Annotated in this window: 15 protein-coding genes and 2 pseudogenes; 7 read left to right on the top strand and 10 right to left on the bottom strand. The window is 57.8% G+C overall.

Translation table 11 applies throughout. The features are described from left to right. Window positions 1-379: pseudogene (locus tag IRZ31_RS11675) on the bottom strand (MFS transporter); the annotation flags it as partial. A 467-nt stretch (window positions 380-846) separates the two neighbouring features. Here IRZ31_RS11675 and IRZ31_RS11680 point away from each other — a divergent pair. Then, window positions 847-2,202, top strand: coding sequence for an MFS transporter (locus tag IRZ31_RS11680; protein WP_297153749.1), 1,356 nt, complete (start codon window positions 847-849; stop codon window positions 2,200-2,202). A gap of 126 nt (window positions 2,203-2,328) precedes the next feature. Further along, complete coding sequence (locus IRZ31_RS11685) at window positions 2,329-3,102, top strand: dienelactone hydrolase family protein (protein WP_297153751.1); 774 nt, start codon at window positions 2,329-2,331, stop codon at window positions 3,100-3,102. Between the two features lie 21 nt (window positions 3,103-3,123). Here the strand turns inward: IRZ31_RS11685 and IRZ31_RS11690 are convergent, their stop codons facing one another. Then, window positions 3,124-4,278, bottom strand: coding sequence for a hypothetical protein (locus IRZ31_RS11690; protein WP_297153754.1), 1,155 nt, complete (start codon window positions 4,276-4,278; stop codon window positions 3,124-3,126). 478 nt (window positions 4,279-4,756) lie between these two features. Between IRZ31_RS11690 and IRZ31_RS11695 the strand changes: the two genes are divergently transcribed. The 3 genes from IRZ31_RS11695 to IRZ31_RS11705 all read left to right on the top strand — a co-directional run bounded on the left by IRZ31_RS11695 (window position 4,757) and on the right by IRZ31_RS11705 (window position 8,528). Further along, window positions 4,757-6,061, top strand: a complete 1,305-nt coding sequence (locus IRZ31_RS11695) for an MFS transporter (RefSeq protein ID WP_297153756.1) — start codon at window positions 4,757-4,759, stop codon at window positions 6,059-6,061. A gap of 65 nt (window positions 6,062-6,126) precedes the next feature. Further along, window positions 6,127-7,143, top strand: coding sequence for a CapA family protein (locus IRZ31_RS11700; protein ID WP_297153758.1), 1,017 nt, complete (start codon window positions 6,127-6,129; stop codon window positions 7,141-7,143). Window positions 7,144-7,853: 710 nt separating this feature from the next. Beyond that, a complete protein-coding gene (locus IRZ31_RS11705; protein ID WP_297153761.1) occupies window positions 7,854-8,528 on the top strand; it encodes a sugar transferase in 675 nt (224 codons plus the stop codon). Between the two features lie 535 nt (window positions 8,529-9,063). Here the strand turns inward: IRZ31_RS11705 and IRZ31_RS11710 are convergent. From IRZ31_RS11710 to IRZ31_RS11735, 6 genes are all read right to left on the bottom strand, one after another. Beyond that, the gene (locus IRZ31_RS11710; RefSeq protein WP_297153764.1) at window positions 9,064-10,308 is read right to left on the bottom strand and encodes a glycosyltransferase family 4 protein; all 1,245 of its coding nucleotides are present in this window, start codon (window positions 10,306-10,308) and stop codon (window positions 9,064-9,066) included. A gap of 32 nt (window positions 10,309-10,340) precedes the next feature. Beyond that, window positions 10,341-11,603 carry a glycosyltransferase family 2 protein gene (locus IRZ31_RS11715; protein WP_297153767.1) on the bottom strand — a complete coding sequence of 421 codons (1,263 nt, stop codon included), beginning with the start codon at window positions 11,601-11,603 and terminating at the stop codon, window positions 10,341-10,343. Further along, a complete protein-coding gene (locus IRZ31_RS11720) occupies window positions 11,603-13,099 on the bottom strand; it encodes an O-antigen ligase family protein (protein ID WP_297153770.1) in 1,497 nt (498 codons plus the stop codon). The genes IRZ31_RS11715 and IRZ31_RS11720 overlap by 1 nt, the downstream gene beginning before the upstream one ends. Window positions 13,100-13,285: 186 nt before the next feature. Next, window positions 13,286-13,417, bottom strand: coding sequence for a hypothetical protein (locus tag IRZ31_RS11725; RefSeq protein WP_297153773.1), 132 nt, complete (start codon window positions 13,415-13,417; stop codon window positions 13,286-13,288). 28 nt (window positions 13,418-13,445) lie between these two features. Further along, window positions 13,446-14,381 (bottom strand): CpsD/CapB family tyrosine-protein kinase, encoded by a 936-nt coding sequence (locus tag IRZ31_RS11730; RefSeq protein ID WP_297153776.1) that lies wholly within the window; start codon window positions 14,379-14,381, stop codon window positions 13,446-13,448. A 29-nt stretch (window positions 14,382-14,410) separates the two neighbouring features. Then, window positions 14,411-15,469 (bottom strand): hypothetical protein, encoded by a 1,059-nt coding sequence (locus IRZ31_RS11735; RefSeq protein WP_297153779.1) that lies wholly within the window; start codon window positions 15,467-15,469, stop codon window positions 14,411-14,413. A gap of 495 nt (window positions 15,470-15,964) precedes the next feature. Between IRZ31_RS11735 and IRZ31_RS11740 the strand changes: the two genes are divergently transcribed. Continuing rightward, window positions 15,965-16,522 carry an acyltransferase gene (locus IRZ31_RS11740; RefSeq protein WP_297153782.1) on the top strand — a complete coding sequence of 186 codons (558 nt, stop codon included), beginning with the start codon at window positions 15,965-15,967 and terminating at the stop codon, window positions 16,520-16,522. A 112-nt stretch (window positions 16,523-16,634) separates the two neighbouring features. Then, complete coding sequence (locus tag IRZ31_RS11745) at window positions 16,635-17,468, top strand: PIG-L family deacetylase (RefSeq protein ID WP_297153784.1); 834 nt, start codon at window positions 16,635-16,637, stop codon at window positions 17,466-17,468. A gap of 126 nt (window positions 17,469-17,594) precedes the next feature. Here the strand turns inward: IRZ31_RS11745 and IRZ31_RS11750 are convergent, their stop codons facing one another. Both IRZ31_RS11750 and IRZ31_RS11755 read right to left on the bottom strand, forming a co-directional pair. After that, window positions 17,595-18,917 carry a chitinase gene (locus IRZ31_RS11750; RefSeq protein ID WP_297153787.1) on the bottom strand — a complete coding sequence of 441 codons (1,323 nt, stop codon included), beginning with the start codon at window positions 18,915-18,917 and terminating at the stop codon, window positions 17,595-17,597. Window positions 18,918-19,069: 152 nt separating this feature from the next. Continuing rightward, window positions 19,070-19,256, bottom strand: a pseudogene (locus IRZ31_RS11755) (chitinase); the annotation flags it as partial.

Raw genomic sequence — 19,256 nt, forward strand, 5'->3', positions numbered from 1 at the left:
ACAGCATGACGTCTCGCGGTGGATTGCGGATCGCCTTGCCGGCGCGTTCGAGGATGATCAATAAGGCGGCCAATGGCCAGCTACCCGCTACAGCCAGCAGGGGAACTGAGACCATCTGCACGACATAGCCCACAATTGTGACCGGCCAGTATTGGCCGGTGCGATCACTCAGGGGGCCTGAGACGAGACGCAGGCCGTAGCCAAGCAGCTCACCCAGCCCGGTTACGGCGCCAATCAAAGCCGCCCCTGCCCCAAGCAGTGCCAGATAAGGACCGAGGATGCTCCTGGCCCCTTCATAGGTGAAGTCTGCAAAGAAGCTCAAGATACCGATCAACAGCACAAAGCGAAAGGCTGCTCTTTTGAGCCTCAGGCTATTCATAATCAGCCTTTTCTCCTTTCCCCTCGCTGGTTCATGGGGCGAGAACAACCGACCACTGTCAGAACGATGCCTTCTGGTCCAAGACACAGGGTGGTCGCCCTACCTGACCACCGCCATGCCGCTGCTCCTTATTCTATGCGTTCATACACCCGGGCAGGAAGAGGCGGAAAGGCTCCTTTTCGCTCTCCTGATCCTGGTGGCCTCCTGCCCTATCTTCATATGGCTGATCAACAACGTGAAAGTGAAAGCCCCAGCGAAGGGTACCATAAATGAGGTGCCGCCGATAAGCAGACCGGGCCAGAGATGGCGGCGAAAAACCGTCGGCTCGATCTCTGCTCCTGCCAGCAAGAAGCGGGGGAAGATTTGCGATGTGAATGGCTGGCGGCCTATAATGAAAGGGCAGCCGCTCACAATGGAAGCAAGCTTTATCTTCCTTTCCCCTCAAACCTCATCTCTGGAGCAGAGCATTGAAACAGGTAGTAGCTGATGCAGAGATCCGTTCCATCTCCAACTGGCGCATGATTCTCTGTTGCGGCCTGCTGACCCTGGTTGGGTTTAATCTCCGATCTATCATTCTCGGAGTCCCTCCAGTGCTACCGCTGGTGCAGCATGATCTGGCGCTCTCTTATTTCGAAGTTGGCCTGTTGACGGCGCTCCCGCCGCTAACTCTTGGCGCAAGCGCCTGGTCGCTTGGCCTAGTCGTCGAGCGCCTTGGAGAGCGGACCTGTGTCGCCCTTGGTCTGCTTCTGCTTGGTATAGGGGCGATCCTGCGGGCCTTGTGGCCGTCGGCGGTGACGCTCTTTTGCTTTACCCTGCTGCTCTGTCTTGGCATAGTGCTTGCTCAGACAGCCGTCCCACCTCTGGCGCGCCACTGGTTCCCGCGCTCCGTGGGCCTAGTAACGGCCCTCTTCAGCGACGGCCTCATCATCGGTGAAGCGCTGGCCGCTGGACTAACCGTGCCCCTGATGCAGCGCCTCTTTGGCCCTGGCAACTGGCGAGCCACCTTTATTTTTTGGGGGGTGCCAGCGCTCGCCCTGCTACTGGGTTGGCTAGCGTTCGCGCCACGCACATCGGACAGGCAGCATCGAGAGCTGCCACCAGCCTCGCCAGCACCCCAGCCGGCGATAACGCAGCAATCCGCCCAGGGAGCGGAGGCTCATCTCGGAAAGGCAAGGCAAGGGCGACGTGTTAACGCCTGGCACCTGGGCATCTTGCTGGGCGGAGGAAGCCTTATCTATTTCGGCATGAATGCCTGGATTGCCCCCTATAACGCAGCCATACAGCGAGCAGCCGTCACGCCCCTGGTTTTGGGCGTTCTCAACACCGCTCAGCTCCCATCGAGTCTGGCGGTTACTCTTTTCGCCCAGCAATTGGCGGGAAGACGCTGGCCCTTTATTGGGGCAGGCATCGTTTGTGCCATCTCCCTCATTGGCTGGCTCCTCTCACCTGCCGGGCTGGAAGTCATCTGGGCGGCCCTCATTGGTGCTGGCTCCGCCCTCGTTTTCACCCTCGGAGTAGCATTGCCCGCTTTGCTGGCCTCGCCCAGTGAAGTCGCTCGCCTGACCGGCATGACCCTCTCGCTCACCTATGCAGTGGCCTTCATTGGTCCGCTCATTGGCGGGGCCTTGTGGGACCACTTCGGGTTGCCGGCTCTTGCTTTTCTTCCCGTCCTCATCGCCTGTCTATTGCTGATTATCCTGGGGGCTTTGCTGCCCGAGCGCCGACCAGATCGAGTGGCCCTTCTCGCTGCCGAGCAGAGCCAGATTGGTCTGGCCGGAAGTGGCGTCAACCAGGAGCAACCGACCCCACCAACCGCCTCCTAGATCGCCGGCGGAAGGGCTATCGTCCTCCATTGCCGCTGGGGCCGAGACCTGTTGCAATCCTTGCCTGATGCGCTATCATGAGGAAAGACAAGGAAACAGAGATTAGCAAGGGAGGCTACTCAAGCCATGTGCTACGATGACAATGCTCGTCCGCCCGTGCCAGATGGAGCGGATGGGCAAGCCCAGGGAGAAGACCTGGTTCTCACTGCCGCAGATGGCAACCGCTTTGCGGCCTACTTTGCCCGTCCTGCGGCCCCCACGGGAGCGCAGGTGATTATCTATCCTGACGTCCGTGGCTTACATCAATTCTACAAAGAGCTCGCGCTACGCTTTGCCGACATTGGCATCGCCGCTATCGCGCTCGACTATTTTGGAAGGACCGCCGGATTAACTGCGCGCGACGATTCTTTCGAATTCTGGCCCCATGTCCAGCAGCTCAAGCTAGAGAACTTCTTTCTGGACGTGAGGGCAGCTCTCGACTACCTGCGCAGCCACGCCAGCCCCGAGGGAGCGACCTTTCCCGTTGGCTTCTGCATGGGGGGCAGTTTAACCATCCTCTCGGGCTGCGATCGCTCCTTCGGCTTTGCCGGCCTGATTGCCTTTTATGCAGGGCTTAGCCGCCCAATTGCAGGTAATGGCACGGCTCTGGAGCGTGCCGATCAGCTGGTTTACCCGCTGCTCGGCCTCTTTGGAGGCGCTGATCAAGGCATTCCTGTCAGCCAGGTGCACGAGCTGGAGGAAAAATTACGCCAACGCGGCCTTGAGCACCAGATTCACATCTATGAAGGGGCACCCCATAGCTTCTTTGACCGTCGCTACAGCGAGTATGCCGAAGCCTGTGCCGATGCCTGGCAGCGCGTCCGCGACTTCATTGCCGCCCATAGCCGTAGCCGTACCTAAGCCCTCCTCACTTAGCAGACCTCATGACAGCGTTGCGCTTCCCTGCCTGGTTTTGCAGGCCATTCCCTGTGAGACCAGATAGGGGAAGCGCAACGCCTCCTGCAAGCTACCTGTCTGGCGGTAGTGCTCAATCATCTGCTGGGCAGGTGTCTGACGCTGCTCCAGAAGCTTGAAAAGCGGTTCCAGCAAAGAGCGGCTTGCATCCTCGCTTAAGGCTTGTGCAGCAGCGGTCAGGATCTGCTGCGCCCCCTCGAAAATTTTCTCGTCCTCAAAACCGCGCAGAGCCGCACGCTGATGAAGGTTGGCATCGGGCACAGTGGCGCGTCCGGGCAGGGTATCATCGAGTGTCAGGCCCTTGAGGAGAGCCAGCAGTGCGGCATAGAGCGAGAAATCCGCGCAGCTATCACAGGCTTTGAATTCCAGCCGCCCTATCTCTGCCGGAATACGTGCCAGCTTCGTCAGCGAAGGACTGCTATAGAGCAACTTGGTCTCATCTGCAATGAAGACCAGCGCTGCCGGACGCTGGCCGGTACGCAGAAATGTGCGTACAGAGAGTCCTTCCCAGAGCTTGCCCTCGTAAAAGGGCGAACTGAAGCTAAATGGCACGATATAGGGACTGTAATAGGTCAATTTGCGCCCCCGGTCGATCAGCAGCTCTGTCGACCAGCTTGGGCAGGACAGGCTGAGATCGGGACCGTAGGTCAGAAAGGTGCTCAGGGCGGTGCGATCTTCTGGCGAGCGATCCAGCAGGCGCCATTCATAAGGATTGAGCGGAGGATCGAGAATGAGGCAAGTTTGATAGGGGTTATAGCTCGTCAAGACCGGCGTGAAGCCGTGGCGAGCAGCAACCTGGCAAAGCAGAGCAAAACTCTCCTGCAGCTCGTCAATAGTACTCTGGATGTCAGGATGAATGGTCGTCCTGATTTCTATTCCCTTTGGGAGGCAGGTCAGCCACTCGCCTTCGGGGCTGAGACGCTCCAGAGCTTCAAGATACCAGCGCTTGAGACGGATACCGGCATCGCCGATGCGCAGCTGCTGTTCATCGCCGGGATAGAGCGGCAGCTCTTCAATCACGGCCTGCAGCAGGCTATAGGGAGTCGAAACGAAATCCACAAAGCGTCCATTGTGGTCAAGAAAAGCCACCTCGTGTTCAATACCAAAGCAGAAATCGCTCATCTATCTTGTCCTTTGCCTGAAATAGAAGATCACAAGAGAGAGCTACCTGGGAGTCGCCCCGGAGTGGAAGAGGGGAGGTCTGCCTCCACCAGCCACCAACCACCTGGGAGGGAAAGCGCTCTTCCCTTGCGGCGGTGCAAGGAACGATCCCAAATCAGAGTAGGTAACTCAGATATTAGCATGACCTAACATTGACGTCAAGGGGAAAGGCACTTCTAGCGTAGCGCGTAGTATCGGGAATAGGTCATTGTACGATACGCACGGGCAATCAGCCGGAGGCCACGAGGTAGCAGGAGAAGTGACAGATCAGAGTCATGGAAGAGTGGCGGCGTAGTGGGGGAGTGGCTGGTATACAAGTAAGCAAGTGAGCGGACCTTTCTCTCTTGCTTTTAAGAAAGAGCGCAAGATAAAATACAGTGCTGGCCCTTGCGCTGCGCTATTGGTGAGCGCAGGAGGAGGGTCCACGGCTATTACACCTATGACTGCAAATAAACGATATCAGCGAACGTTGGTCCTTCGGCGTCTTACCAAGACAATTCTCGACAGTCCTGGCTTCCGCAACCGAACTCTGCTCGCCATCTCCTTTTCTGTGCTTGGGGCCTATATAGGAACAGCCATGATCAACCCTGTGCGCGTTCTTTACGCCCAGGCGCACGGTGCATCATTGCCGGTCATTGGGGCGATGGCCTCAGCCTACCTGGTCTCTGACTTTCTCTTCGGCTACCCGTTAGGCTGGCTAGCCGATCGCTGGGGACGCAAGCAGGTGATCCTCATCGGCATGGCGGCGCAAGCATTACTCTCTGCGCTCTATCTCCCCGTCTCCGATCCGATCGTCTTTATCGTTCTGCGCTTCCTGGAAGGAATCGCAGCGGCCTCTCTGCTGCCGGCGGCGCGGGCCTTACTCATTGATGCCGTGCCTGTTGAGCAGCAAGGTGAAGCATTTGGAGTCTTTAACGCCTTTTTCAATGCCAGTTTTCTGCTTGGGCCGGCGCTTGGGGGATTGATAGCCTCCCTAGGCTATAGCTGGGCTTTTATAGGGGCGATTTTCATCCGTCTGGTAGGTATCGTTCTTGTTCTGCTGCTTATTCGGAGCGGACCACAGGCTCGCTCCCGCAATGCAGAGCAGCCTGCCCTCAGCAGCGTCTTCAAAGAGCTATTTGCCTGGCCGCTGCTCGCTGCCTATCTAATTGCCTTTGGCGACTATCTCTATTTGGGCTTTGATCTCACTCTGACGCCGGTCTGGATGCATGATCACTTGCGGGCTTCCGTGGCCCTGATCGGCCTAACTTATACCGCCTGGGCGGTGCCGAACACGATTTGCTCTCCGCTTGGGGGGAAAGTGGCCGATCGCCGACGGCGTTCCACGTTGATCCTGATCTTTGGTCTGGCCCAGGTGCCGCTCTACTTCCTCTATGGAATGCTGAGCCAGGCCCTGTTGGCCTTGCTGTTATTCGCCGTCCATGGGATCGTTTATGCCTTTGTCCAGCCGGCCATTGATGCTCATCTGGCGGCCTTTTCTGGCAATCACGTGCGCGCGCGTATTCAGGGTCTCTACAGCACTATAGGTCTGATCGGAGCCTTTGTCGGAAGCAATCTGTTCATTCCTCTTTACCTGATCAACTTCCACTTTCCCTGGTTTATGATGGGACTGTGCTATGGTCTCTGTATCCTTATTGGAGGGCTGATCATTCGGCGCCAGGAGACCAGAAACCTTCCCCGGTCTCAGGTGCTGCAAGAGGATCAGGCCGAGGCGGCGACTTTGGGGTCAGGCTCCCATCTCTAATCAAATCAAGGTTGCCGTCTGGCCTCCCTCTTCGCCCCCCTCTGCTGCGACTGGAGGAGGAGGATATGGCGACTTCATCGGATGACGCCAGACCGCTCCGGCTTCTGTTCCTGGGCGATGTCATGTTAGGGCGCCTGGTAAACCAGGTCCTGCAGCAGGTTGAAGCGACCTATCCCTGGGGCGATACCCTCCCGCTTCTATTACAGGCGGATGCACGTATCTGTAACCTGGAGTGCGTTCTCGCTGATACAGGTAGCCCCTGGTCGCTCACGCCAAAAATCTTCCATTTCCGTTCAGACACGCGCAACGTGGCGGTGTTGCAGGCAGCGCACATCGAGGCAGTCTCATTGGCGAATAACCATACACTCGACTTTGGCTATGAGCCTCTGCTGCAGATGCTTGCTGTACTGCGCCGGACTAACATTCACTTTGCTGGTGCAGGGCGCAATAGCGCAGAGGCCAGGCAGCCAGCTCTCTGGGAAACAGCTGGTCAGAAGCTGGGGCTGCTGGCACTCACCGATAACGAGCCGGCTTGGGAGGCTGGCCCTGATCGGCCCGGTATCTGGTATATGCCGATGACCATGAGCGACCCGCGGGCTGCAGAGCTGCGTGCTGCGCTCAAGGCTGTGCGCGCTCAAGTTGACTGGCTGATTATTTCCCTGCACTGGGGTGGCAACTGGGGCTATACTCCACCGGCAGAACATCGAGCTTTCGCACACGCGCTCATCGATGCGGGGGCAGATATTGTTTATGGCCATTCCCCTCATGTCGTACGCGGTATCGAGATCTATCGAGGGCGCCCTGTGCTCTATAGTTGTGGCGACTTTGTCGACGATTACGCCGTTGATCCTCGCGAGCGCAACGATCTCAGCTTCATCTTTAGCATTGAGATTGTCGGCTCTCAGCTCGCGCGCCTGCGGCTCTACCCGACAGTGATACGGGCTTTCCAAGCCAGGAGAGCCCACGGCTCCGATCGTGAGGAGCTTGTCACCACTATGATGCACCTTTGCTCCCTACTGGGCACGGCTACGCGTTGGTCTGAACGAGAAGGTTGCCTGGAAATAGAGGTTGTCAGGGTATGAGCCTGGCCTATGAGAGGGCGTCTGGCGGCTGCCGCGGCTCTCCTCTCTCTGGGTAGGCGCTGATGAGGGGCGACGCCAGGCTCAGTCTCAGCAGAGAGCTTGACAATGGTGACTCAACCATTGTGTACCGTCCCGGCCTCTGTCTGAGCTTTCTTTATCCATATCTTTATAAGCACCTGCACCTGTTCTCTACCTCAGAGCGCTATCCTCTTAAACAGAACATCACCAGTATGTCAGAGACCCCACGGCTCAAGCCGGGGGCTTGCAGGGAATCTTGCAAGCCCGTCTCTGACCAGCCCAAGCGGTTGAGCCGAAGGACAAGGCGAGGACGCCGCTCCGTTGCCGGCAGGTCAACGACCCACTCCGGGATGCTTCCCCAGTTCCGGACCCTGGAAGTCCCGGCTGCAGACAACCTTCGGGGTGTGGGCGAAACGGGTCGGGGCAGAGGCCGGCTGGCAACATGGGCGAGGGGAGCGGTCCGGGAGAGTCCGCCCGGACCCGTCACCAGCCCCGTAAGGGGTCCCGTAAGGGAGGAAAGGATCATGGTTTGCGCGCTGGGCAAGAGGAGGCAGCCGGGCCTTCCGGGGAGACGAAAGGAGGGTGCGGCGCCTCCTCCCCAGGCGTGAACGCCGGGGCTTCCGGCGCCGCATGATTTGGTGACAACAGCTAGATAGACGCTGTTTCTATGCTCTGTGGAGGGAGGATGCTCAATGGCGGTTCTCTCTGAGCCTTGTTTGCAAATTCCTGTTGACCCTGGCTACCTGCGCCTCAAACGACTGGTCGATGTAACCGTTACTCTGGCTTTGTTACCTCTGCTCCTGGTGGTGATGGGGGTGATAGCCGTCCTGATCCGGCTCGATTCGTCTGGCCCTGTCTTCTTCCGCCAAAAGCGCCTGGGATTGAACGGTAAGGAATTTACGCTGCTGAAGTTCCGCTCAATGTATGCCAATAGCGATGATTATCTGCATCGCGAGGCTATCAGGCGTTATATGAACGGTGATCGACTCAGCAGTAGCCGACAGGCTGCCAATCCTTACAAGTTGAACGATGATCCGCGCATTACGAGAATCGGTCGTCTACTCCGCCGTACTAGTCTGGATGAGTTACCACAGTTCTTTAATGTGCTGCATGGGGAGATGTCGCTCGTCGGACCACGCCCTCCCCTGCCTTATGAGGTGGAACAGTATAGTGAACGGGACCGGCTGCGCCTGGCTGGCAAGCCTGGTCTAACTGGCTACTGGCAGGTCTATGGACGCAGCAAGGTCGATTTTAAGACAATGGTAGAGATGGATATTGCTTATCTGCAACGCCAATCGATCTGGGAAGATCTCAGGCTCATCGCTTTAACCCCGCTGGTGATGCTGAGCGGTCGTGGCGGCGCCTGAGCCTTTGGCCTCTTTCTTTTGTTGCTGTTGTTTACCGCTGCAGATGCTCCCCTCTTACTAGAAACAGCCTTCTCTCTGAGTCTTTGTCTCTTCCATCCATCCCCCAGAAAGGGCAAGGACGCCCTTCCTCCTGTCTATTCTTATAGTCATGGGATAGCTGCCCTTGTCTCCTCCCGGCTGTCGAGGAAGGTGGTGGATCTGGTCGAAGCGAGGCGTTGGGGGCTTTCAGGATCAGCAGTGCACGATTCGTAGCCAGCTGGCTAGGCAGCGTTAGCCGTTCGCATCTCTTCACCGCTCTTGGGGGCCGATATGAAATGCCGATGGGCTGGCTGGAGGAAGAGCGTAGGGCGGGCAAGGCTTGTGGCTGTGACCTCTGCTAGAGTTTCCTGTTGCAGCCCTAGTCTTGCCTGCCCTCAAGCTATTGGCAGCCTGAGCGTGAGCTCCTCTCTTTCGGCCTCGCCGACAGGCCACTCTCTGGAAGAGACCTCACCTTACAGTGAGTTTGGTGGTTGGGTAGTTATGATTGCTCGCAAAACTAGTGCAGATGCTGTCTACTGATCTCCTGAGAAATGGAGACAGAGGGTGTAGAGCGGCGGCGGTCACAGAGTCTCTCCAGTAACTCGTTATAGCACTCGCTCATCAGCTCCCAGCGGAATGGCTCGAAGTCTTGAGCGGCGTTCTCAACGAGCTGAGCACGCTTCTCGGGGTGGTGATAGAGATCGACAAAAGCCGCTGCGAAGCTGAGGGGGTTCTCCGGCTCGCAAAGAACAAGTGACTCGGGGCGAAACATCGAGCGGATCGCTTTAGTGTCTGTAGCGATAATCGGGCGATGCAGCCAGGCGAACTCGTAGGCTTTGGTAGGCAGCAGGAGGTCCATAAACCCATCGCAGCGGTAGGGGATGATTCCCACATCCCCGTGAGCGATAAAGTGGGCCACTTCCTCAACTGTGCACGTCTCCCTGAAAGTGACGCGATCGCTGATGCCCAATTCCTCGGCAAGGGTGTGTAAAAAAGGGATCTGCTCCCCGCGTCCCAAAAGATCGAGACGAAGGCGTGGGGCGGCAGGCAGAGCCAGAGCGAGGGCGCGCAGGGCCACATCGAGGCCGTGCCGCTCTGCCATCGTGCCGTGATACATCAGGATAAAATCGCCGTCCTCCTCGGTGGAGGGAACGCGAGTGCGCTGTGAAGGGGGGAAATAGCGAGGATCTGGACTGTTCAGGATGACTGACAGCTTGTGGCGGGGGACGCCGCGCCGGAGCAGCAGCTCCTCGAAAGGCCAGCCCACAGTGATCACATGGTTGGCGAAGAGGGTCGACACCCGCTCCTGCAAAGCGGCCAGTCTTCGGGCCAAGGGGCGCAGACGTCCCTGAGCCTTGACAGCCATCAGCTCCGGCGAGGCATCTTGCACCTCCAAAATCACGCGGGCCCCAAAGAGGCGTGGGATGAGAGCAGCGAAGACCAGGAAGTCCGGCATATTATGCACCTGAATCACGTCATAACGCTTGCGGAAGTGGAGCCGTGTCACTGTCCAGGCGGCGAGGAGCAGAAACCTGAGCCAGCCAAGCACGGTTAGCGGCAGGGGCTGACCAAAGCCTCGATCCAGAGGGACACGATAGACCGCGACGCCGTTGCATTCTTCATAGGGAGGCTCGGCGCCATGACGCAGACAAATGACATCAACCAGGTGACCTCTAGCGCGGGCGGCCTCAGCCAGACGACGCACTAGAGGATCAAAACGATACCAGTCGTAGCTGATGTGAACAATGCGTAACGGCGACATTCCCAAAATCCCCTTTCAGACCGAACCACAATTCAGGCGGGCGTACGATCGGTTCTCAGCCAATCTCTTTTTTGTCTCTGTCTCTGGCGGAGCACGAGATAGACCCAGAGTTTCCAGAGCACAAATGCGGGTGCGAAGAAGAAAGCTTTATAGATCCCTTTAGGCGTCTCCAAGAGAGCGAGGGGGGAGAGCACATAGAGGCTCAAGCCCAGCAGCAGGAGCAGGGCTAATAGCAGAGCTGGCGGCCACTGAAGCAGCAGACTGACCAGGAACGCCAGTGTAGTCCCGGCCAGCAGCACGGAGAGCGGAGGTGTCAGCAGCTCGGCCACCGCCTCCAGTCGGCGCCAGTCGCCGGCCTGCAGTCCAGCTCGCAGCAAGCGCGAAGCGCGCCGTAGCGCGGACGTGCTTGATTCGGCGGCCTCCCAGCGCAGATCTTGCGAGCGCATCTGTGCAAAGCGCAGCGGCATCTGAGAGCGGACGATCGCCGCAGGCACGTAGCGGACGCAGATCCCCTGCTCCACGAGATGCAGATAGTACTCATAATCCTCGCCGCGTGAAAAAGCTTCCCAGGGATAGCGCTCCAGCAGGGCGCGGGTCAGGCACATCCCATTGCCTGTCAGGGTTGACGACGCGCCCAGCCTGGTGCGTCCAAGGGGGCGAACGTGGTTCATCAAAGAGAGCGCCAGCCAGCGCAGGGCCGTCCCTGGCGAGGCCGAAGCATTGAGCACTGTATTACTAGCCTGCAGAGCCTGGAGGCGCTCGCCGCGAGCCAGGCCGGCCTGTAGGGCCTGCTCCAGGACACGCAAAAAAGAAGGCTCGACCACTGCATCGGCATCCAGGAATACGCAGGCATCGTAGATCACGCCGTTCTCAGCCAGTTGTCTCAAGGCCCAATTCAACGCATAGCCTTTACCGCGTCGCTGAAGGTCAAAGCGCTCGTAGACGGTGGCCCATCCTGTGGAGCGGACCAGGCTGGCTGTGCCATCGGTGCAGTTGTCGGCGATCACATAGACCTGATAGTGGCTGCGCGGATATACGAGCCGTTGCAAGCTGGCCAGGAGTGTTTCAATCACCAGCTCCTCATTGTGGGCAGGAATCAGCACCGCAAAGCGCAATGGCTCGACTGCGCTGGATTCCGAGGCCGAGGCAGTGGCCCGTAGAGAAAAACGGGTTAGCAGGGCGGCAGCTGTCACCACACTCAAGTAGCCGATGGGTAGCGCCAGCGCCAGCTCTGCCAGAAGCAGGGTCCACGAAAGCAAGGGGAGGAGTACAGCAAAGGACGTTATAGGCGTCATCAGCTGACCTCACTCAAAACCGCATGGGCCTGCGGCGCGGTGGGCATACCCTTCTGAGCTGCCTGCTGCGGGGAGTGCCCTCGTTCCAGGGCTGGCAGGCGCATCAACAAGCCAGCCAGCAGGCCCAGGTAGATTACATTGCGATAGAAGAAAAGCTGATAGTCCGCGTAGGCCACCATAACTTCCATGAATGTGATGGCGATCACGTAGACGGCAATCAAGCGCAGATATGGATCTTGGAGCTGGCGGACGATCAGGCCGCCACGTACAATCAGGGAGCCTAGCAAAAACCAGAGAGCGGCATAACCGATCGGTCCGAGGCGCATCCAGATCCAATAGATCGTATTGTGCGGCACATACAGATAAGGGTTGCCGCCGAAGTCGGGATCATCGCTAGCCAGGACCGGCAGCGGCTCAGGCTGTAGAAACTGCTTTCCGAATCCCAGTCCCAGCAATGGATTTTGCTGGACTGTGTACTTCAAATCATAATTTTCGGCGTTTCGATAGGCGTTTGAAGCCTGATCGCGAGTATCCGAGGCCGAGGGATCAATGACCGAAACAATCGCCCGGGCTGGCTCCGCAAGGCTTCCTGTTCCATGAGCGAAGGCGAGGACATAGCCGACGCCCAGGAGAGTGCAGATTACCAGTCCGGCCAGCAAAGGTCTACGCAGCTGTGGCTTCAAGTAAAACACAAAAGCCCAGGCTACAAGCACTCCTACAATCAAAGCAATATAGTCAGCGCGTCGCTTATTGGCGACCAGCGCGATTAGCACGACTGGTAGGACGGCCAGCGCCGCGTATAGTTGTGGTCTATAGCTATACAGGAGGCAGAAGAGGATGATGAGTAGTAAAATCGAGACGAAGAAGAAAGATTCCTCGTGCGACATGATCTCATTCTGATTCGTCAGATCGCCATGCAGCACGAAGAAATAGATATAGCAGCCTTGTAAGCCTTTGAAGCCAGCTCCGAAGATTGCAAACCACAAGAAGAGGCGGACGTGTCGCAGCTGCGAGATCAGGTTATAAGCCAGCAAGTAAGACAGAAACAGGTACCAGAGCGGTCGCACCTCCAGAACGGTGATCTTCAGATCGCCGCCAGTGGTCAGGCCGTGGAGGACGCCAATCGCCACACAGACCAGGAACAGGATGAAAGGCCAGAGCAAAGGGCCGCCCTCCAGGGCCGGGCGGCGCTTCGCCAGACGATGGCAGATACTCATAAAGAGTATGAACAGCATCAAAAAGCCAATTGGACGCTCAATCATCCCGGCCATAGTGGGCGGCCAGTAGAAGATATTCAACTGATCGGTGCCGATATGGAACTGCAAAGGATTCTGCTCAATGAGCAGGACGCAAGCCAGGCAAAGAAAGAGGCCGCTAACGGGCCAGCGCATAATCAGCAAGCCGGCGATACAGGCGGCGAGCAAAGCCACAATGATGCTGAAGCCGAGGGAGGCGCCGGCCAGCATCAGCAGAGGAAGGACGGTCAAGCCCAACATAAGAGCGACCCAGAAAGGGAGGATGCTCCTCCCTTGTGGCTGGGCTACTGGTCCGTCGGGGTAAGCCCTATAGATCTGTCTCAACCGTGGCGGTGACTCTGGTAAAGAAGGCATAGGCTTTCACTATCTGTTGTGCAAAGATGACGACAAAGCCAGATCCACTGCGTCCATGATCTGCCGGGCTGCTCAGAAGAAAGTGCTGTAAGCAACTAGCAGAACGATAGCCAACAGCATGAGCAGCCGCGTTGTAGCGTTATACTTCCTGACAAAGAGACTCAGCGCCAGGAAGAAGCCGAGCAAGATCACGATCGTTTTCATAGGTCAGGTACCTTCTCTGCGGCAGCACTCACAGCAGCTGGCGCATCCAGCGCGGGATATGGCTCTCGATCTGGTTCAGCAGGATGCCCTGGACAGGGAGATCCCGCAGCTGAGCGCAGGCTTCGCTTACCAACACCTCAGAAGTTACGCCGGCGTGCACCACCAGGATCAGCGAATCGGCCAGGCTAGCCGCCAGAGCGCCGTAGCCCGACGTCACCAGCGGCGGCAGATCAAGAATGAACAGCTCCTGGGAGTTGGACAGGCGAGAGAGAAGCTGGCGTTCAGAGAGCAGGTGAACTAGCTTCATAGCCTGCCCTGCGGCATTGCCCGCAGGGATAACCGTTAGCTCGGGCGACACGCGGTAGCGGATTGCCTCCTCGCTGCACTCGCCGCGTAACCATTCCGCCAGCCCCTGCCCACGCGGCAGGTCGAACAACTCCTGCAGACGCGGGCGCTCCCAGGTGCATTCTAGCAACGTCACGGGTCTCCCGCTGTCGTTTGCCAGGACAGTAGCGGTCGCCAGGGCCAGGAGCGTCTTCCCCTCGCCGGCGGTAGCGCTCGTAAAGCCAAGGCTGCGGATCGTTGAGTGTTCCCGGAAGAAAGTGGCGGTGCACAGCTGGCGGCAGCGCTCACGCAGAGCCTGGGCATTGAGCAGCTCGCGTGCCTTATTCTTATGACCCTTGGTAGAAGCCGCTTGCTCCTTCTCTTGCAGCTTCGCCTTTGTGGGTCTGGTCGGCACAGGCGTTTCCGGTACCTTTACCTTGCTGAGTGCCTCGGTCGGCTCTTCGGAGTCTTTCAGAGGTAGCCCAGGTTTGTCTGGGGCCTGCTCCTCCGTTTGAGTTGACGAAGCCAGGGCGGCAGTAACCGACTGCGAGCGGCGAGCTGGCAGCTTAACCGTATCGCTTTCCGGGTCGTGCGAACCAGGGTTCTGCTTCTTATTATTGAGCCGATCATGTTCTGCCATAAGCGCTATCCTCTCCTCTCCTCAGCTAGTTAAGAAGGAACACCGTCCCTGCCGGGCAGCAGCTCGCCAGAAGCGGCTGAAGGGAGCAAGGCCGTAATACCTTCCTGTCCCAGGCGTGGAAGCTGAGCCAGTACCGGCAGCGTTGTGATTTTCTGCAAGTCGAGAGGTGTATAGACCGCGCGATTGCGGCGAACCTCGATGATTACCAGGGCGGAGCAGCTAACGAGCGCTGCCACCAGACCAATCGCGCCGCCGATCAGGAATGACTTCAGCCGTGAGACTGGCTGTGTGCCCACGCTGGGGGTATCGATTACCTTAAAAAGGCTGTTGGTGCCAGTACCCTGAGCACTGATCTCCTGATTCAGGCTGGCAATCAGCGATTGCAAGTTTTCCACCGTCGCCTGGGCCTGCTTGGTCTGATTATGGAGGAGGCCGTAGGCGGGGTCCAGGGTAGCAGCGTAATCAGGACCAGAAGTCAGCACCTGATGAGCCAGGTCGGGATGATTGGTGAGATAGCGAGCCTCGGCAGCCGCGGCAGAAGCAGCGTCCTGCTGAGCCTTCGCGAGCTGGCCCTGATAGCTTTGGAGCAGATACTGCGCCTCGGCAATGCTGAACTGCTGGCTCTGCTGACTATAGTTGTCGATGACAGACTCTACCACCTGTTGAGCAATTTGTGCGCTTTGATTCTCATAAGTAATAGTGAACAGGTTATAGCCCACTGCGCGTACAAGTACATGCTTGGAGATTTCCGTAAAGAGGGCATCGTCACGTAAGAGAGGATCAGAGCGCGTGTGCGCGTCGAGAGTTGAGGCGAGCTGTGTTTGGGAAGCCACCTTTAAAGCGAAGGTGCGGCTTTGCAGCAGCTCGCTCAGAGCCGTGGCTTGCGTTTCTGCTGGTGTTGCCTGGAGATTCGTCTCTGGCCCGGTGGCTCCGATGACCTCGTAGCGTCGCAAGGCCCAGAGTGAGGCCGTTGTTTCGTACGATCGAGGGAGAAGCAACACGACTGCAATTGCCAGTGCCGGGAACATTACAAGCAGCAGAATGAGCTGCAGGGGCCGGCAGAAGATAGCTTCAAGTACACGCCCCACAAGAACAGACCTCCTTCGCTTCGCGTAGCATCAGGTAACCTCTCGTTTTTTCTGCTGGTATGTGGTCTGCTACAAGGGTACTACCGGCTCGATGGTAAAGTGGTATTCGTGTATGTGAAGATGTCGTTTCTGCTGGGGGTTCGATGTGTACATCGCGCTACCGGCGAGCTGGGGTAAAGGCTGATGCAGGTTGGGGTACTGTTCGTCTACTCTGCTCTAAGAAAAAGACTCGTTCTTTACCAGATTCGCAATCTTGTCACTACAAAGGCGTGCTATAACCCGAATAGACCAGGAGCGAACCGATCGTCGGAGGACTTCTCGCATGACCAGCGTGGCCTGAGTCGCTGATCCCTCTGGGCCAATGGGGGGCGCAGAGCGGATGGTCGTCATGATCTGTATGCCTGCTGGTGAGCCTGCTCCCAGACCACCCGCGTTCCGCTCTTGGTGTGGGGACGGTCAACCCCTGTCCCTGGCTGCGCTGCCGGAGGTGCTCAAATGAGGGATGCCATCCGCGAGTTGCTCAAATATCTCACTAATCAGTTTATTAACTATATTCCTTCTTATACACTGCGCTATGCATGGTATCGCGCGGTGCTGGGGTGGGAGATCGGTCCACAGGTAACAATCCTTTCTGGCGTGCGTGTTCAGATGGCAGGTCTGCGTGGCCGAGGGCGTCGCGTTGTTATTGGCAAAGGCTCAGTGATTAACTATGGCTGTCTGCTCTATGTAACAGGGGGACTGGTGATCGGTGAGAATGTCAGTCTCTCGCCGGGGGTCTGGCTGATCACTGGTTCGCATGATATCAACGATCCAGAGCACAAGGATATCTACAAGCCGATTGTGATTGGAAGCTATGCCTTCCTGGGAGCGCGGGCAACGATCCTGGCAGGTGTGACCATTGGCGAAGGGGCCGTCGTTATGGCGGGCGCAGTCGTGACCCATGATGTTCCTCCCTATGCAATCGTGGGCGGCGTGCCTGCGCGCGTGGTCGGAGAGCGCCAGCTGCGCAATCCTTCCTATTCCCTGGCTCATTTTCATCCTCTGTTTGGTTAACACCCCTGTCAAGCTGGCGGCAAGGGATTGGATTGATCTGTCTCGATTCCATCCCTTGCTATGCCAACTGGCTCAGGAAGCCGCTTGGTCGTGAGCTGAAAGGAGTTTAGGATTGCTTGTCTCTGCTATGGACGACGTTGGTCCAGAGTATCAGCACGTCTATCTTTCACCACACTTCGATGATGCTGTCTATTCTTGTGGTGGGACTATTGCATTACAAACACTTCAAAAGGAATGCTCACTAGTTGTAACTGTATTCGCTGGTCTGCCTGGACCCGATTTAAAGCTAAGCTCCTTTGCGCGACGCATCCAGCGCACGATGAGCAGTCACCAGCAAGCATTTAGCCTGGTGGAGCTTCGTCGCCAGGAAGACCAGCGAGCCTGCTCCTCGCTGCGGGCCGATTGCCTCTGGTTAGATTATCTCGACGCCATCTACCGTGGCTCTCCCGCCCTCTATCGCTGGAAACGGGCTATCGGCGGACGTATGCGTCAGGTCGATGCCTGGATCGTTGAGGATTTACTTCACCTTTGTCTGGCGCTCCATCGTCGTCTCCCCTCGCTCCACTGGTATGCGCCCTTGGGCATTGGAGGCCATGTCGATCATCGTGTTGTTTCTGCCGCTGCCTTCCGGCTGCTCGTATATGGAGCGAATGTTGCCTTCTATGAGGATTTCCCCTATGTCCTGCATCCCACTGCTCTCAAGAAGCGCCTGCAGGAGCTGGGAATCGAGATGCAGCCTCAGCTGGTGGAAATCTCGGATACGCTGGCTTTGCGCCAGCAGGCTGCCAGCCTCTATGCCTCGCAGGTGCGCATCAACTTTGGCACGGCGGCAACGCTTTATCAAAGTATCGAATGTTACAGTAGCCAGATCAGTCCGAAGCAGGGGGCGCATGTGGAGCGTTTCTGGCGACCGGCTCTGCATAGTGACTGTCCACATCTCCAATAGGAAAACGACTGGCGGAGGGTCAGACATCTTCGCCAGTCGCCTCCAATCGTGGAGTAGAGGAAACCTGCACAGACCTCCTTTGAACTGCTGGGCGTTAAGAGAGGGTGGTCGGTAATGGCTCGTTCGCTAGCAGGGACCCAGCTGGACCCAGACGCCGGCTGGACCGCCCGGCACGTCGTTGTACGTCCACCACTTGGCCTGCCAGAGATAGCCGTTATAGGTAACTTTGCTGCCGCCGGTGTAAGCCGTGGTAGGACTCCACGGGGCAATGCCTGCGCAGCTGCTGCCAGCTGAGGATGTTGGCGTCGGTGAGGGAGTGAGGGTCGGGGCAGGTGTGGCGGTGGGCGTTGGCGTTGATGGCGTTGACGAAGGAACTGCCGTGGGAGTCCCTGCGTTCGCCTGGGCGAATTGGGTGACGATGCGAGTGAAGTCCCAGTCATTCTGAGGCACGCTACTACAGATGGCCGAGAGATTCCCGTTGTTATCTGGCGGCGTGCACTGGCGATCGCGGTTTACCGACCAGAAGGTAAAGCGGGCCAGGTGGTTGCTTTCGACAAAGCTAAGCACCGTCTGGAAATCGGACTGATAGAAGTATTCGCCACTATCGGTGCGCCCATTCATAGAGGAGATGCCCTCATGGGCGTAGGCAGTCGCGCTATCCCAGCCAAAGGTGTTCATTAGCATGGTGTGGAAGCTCTGCAGCGCGCTGATCTGGCTGCTGGCACCGCTGAAGCCTCCATCAAAGGGCATGATGGAATAGCTGCTCGGAGTGTAGCCGAGGCTGCGCGCAGTCGTGAGCAACTGCTGTCCAAAGTAGCCAGTCCCCGAAGTGGTTCCTGGGAGGGTGATAGTGATTAGAAGGCCGGGGTTGTTAGCCTGCAGAATCTGAGCGGCTCCCAGCTCGTTGTTGATAGCGCTGGCGTTCTCGTACTCTGGCTCTTCCAGGTCGAGGTCAATCGCACGCAGGCCGTACTTGCTAATGACCGCCTGCTCTGCGGCGGCGGTAGCCTGGGCGGTACCACAGACCTGTCCCAGTTTCGTGCCATTATAGCCGCCGAAAGAGACCACTACATCGCCGCCAGCTGCTCGCACGGCGTTGATAATGGGGCCAACTTGGGTATCGGCAGAGACATCGATCAGGCCGCTATCGGCCTCCCAGGCAGGGGTACAGCCGTTGTCTGCCACAATGAAGGCCAGTGTGAAGACGCGTGCGCCAGTCGCGGCCATAACAGTTGTGAGGGACGGCGGATTATTGGCGAGAGGCATGACGTAAGGTGCCGCATTGTACCAGGCCGTTCCTGGAGACGCGGCAGCTTGGGCTGGCCGCTGCTGGTACTGGAGGCTGAAGGCTGCCGCTGCAAGGCAGGCTACAAGGAAGACGACAGAGACGAGCAGCAAGGCTCTTCGGGTTGGCGGTCCGCTTGTGCAGAAAGCTCTCAGAGGCGACATATCTTAGCTCCTTTGCTTGCTAGTGCTAATGATCGTGGAAGGTCATGGGGAGAAGCAGGGTGGGGGAGGAGAGTGACAGGGCAGCCTGAGATCTGGACGAGGCCGTGCTGCCGGCTCTCGCTTCCCCCTTGCTAGTGGTCTCGCGTTGATGCCTATTGAAGCGAGACGTCGTCTACATAGACGTTGCCCTGCAGGTACCAGCCGTGCACATAGATGGTGACGCTGGTGGTCGAGGAGCCGGTTGTGAAGGAAACCGAAAGCAGCGTGTAGCTACTGCTGCTGGTCCAGTTGCTCGCTCCACCGCTGATGCCCAGGTAGGCATAAGGACCATCCACGTAG

The sequence above is a fragment of the Thermogemmatispora sp. genome (assembly GCF_019683635.1).
GTDB lineage: Bacteria > Chloroflexota > Ktedonobacteria > Ktedonobacterales > Ktedonobacteraceae > Thermogemmatispora.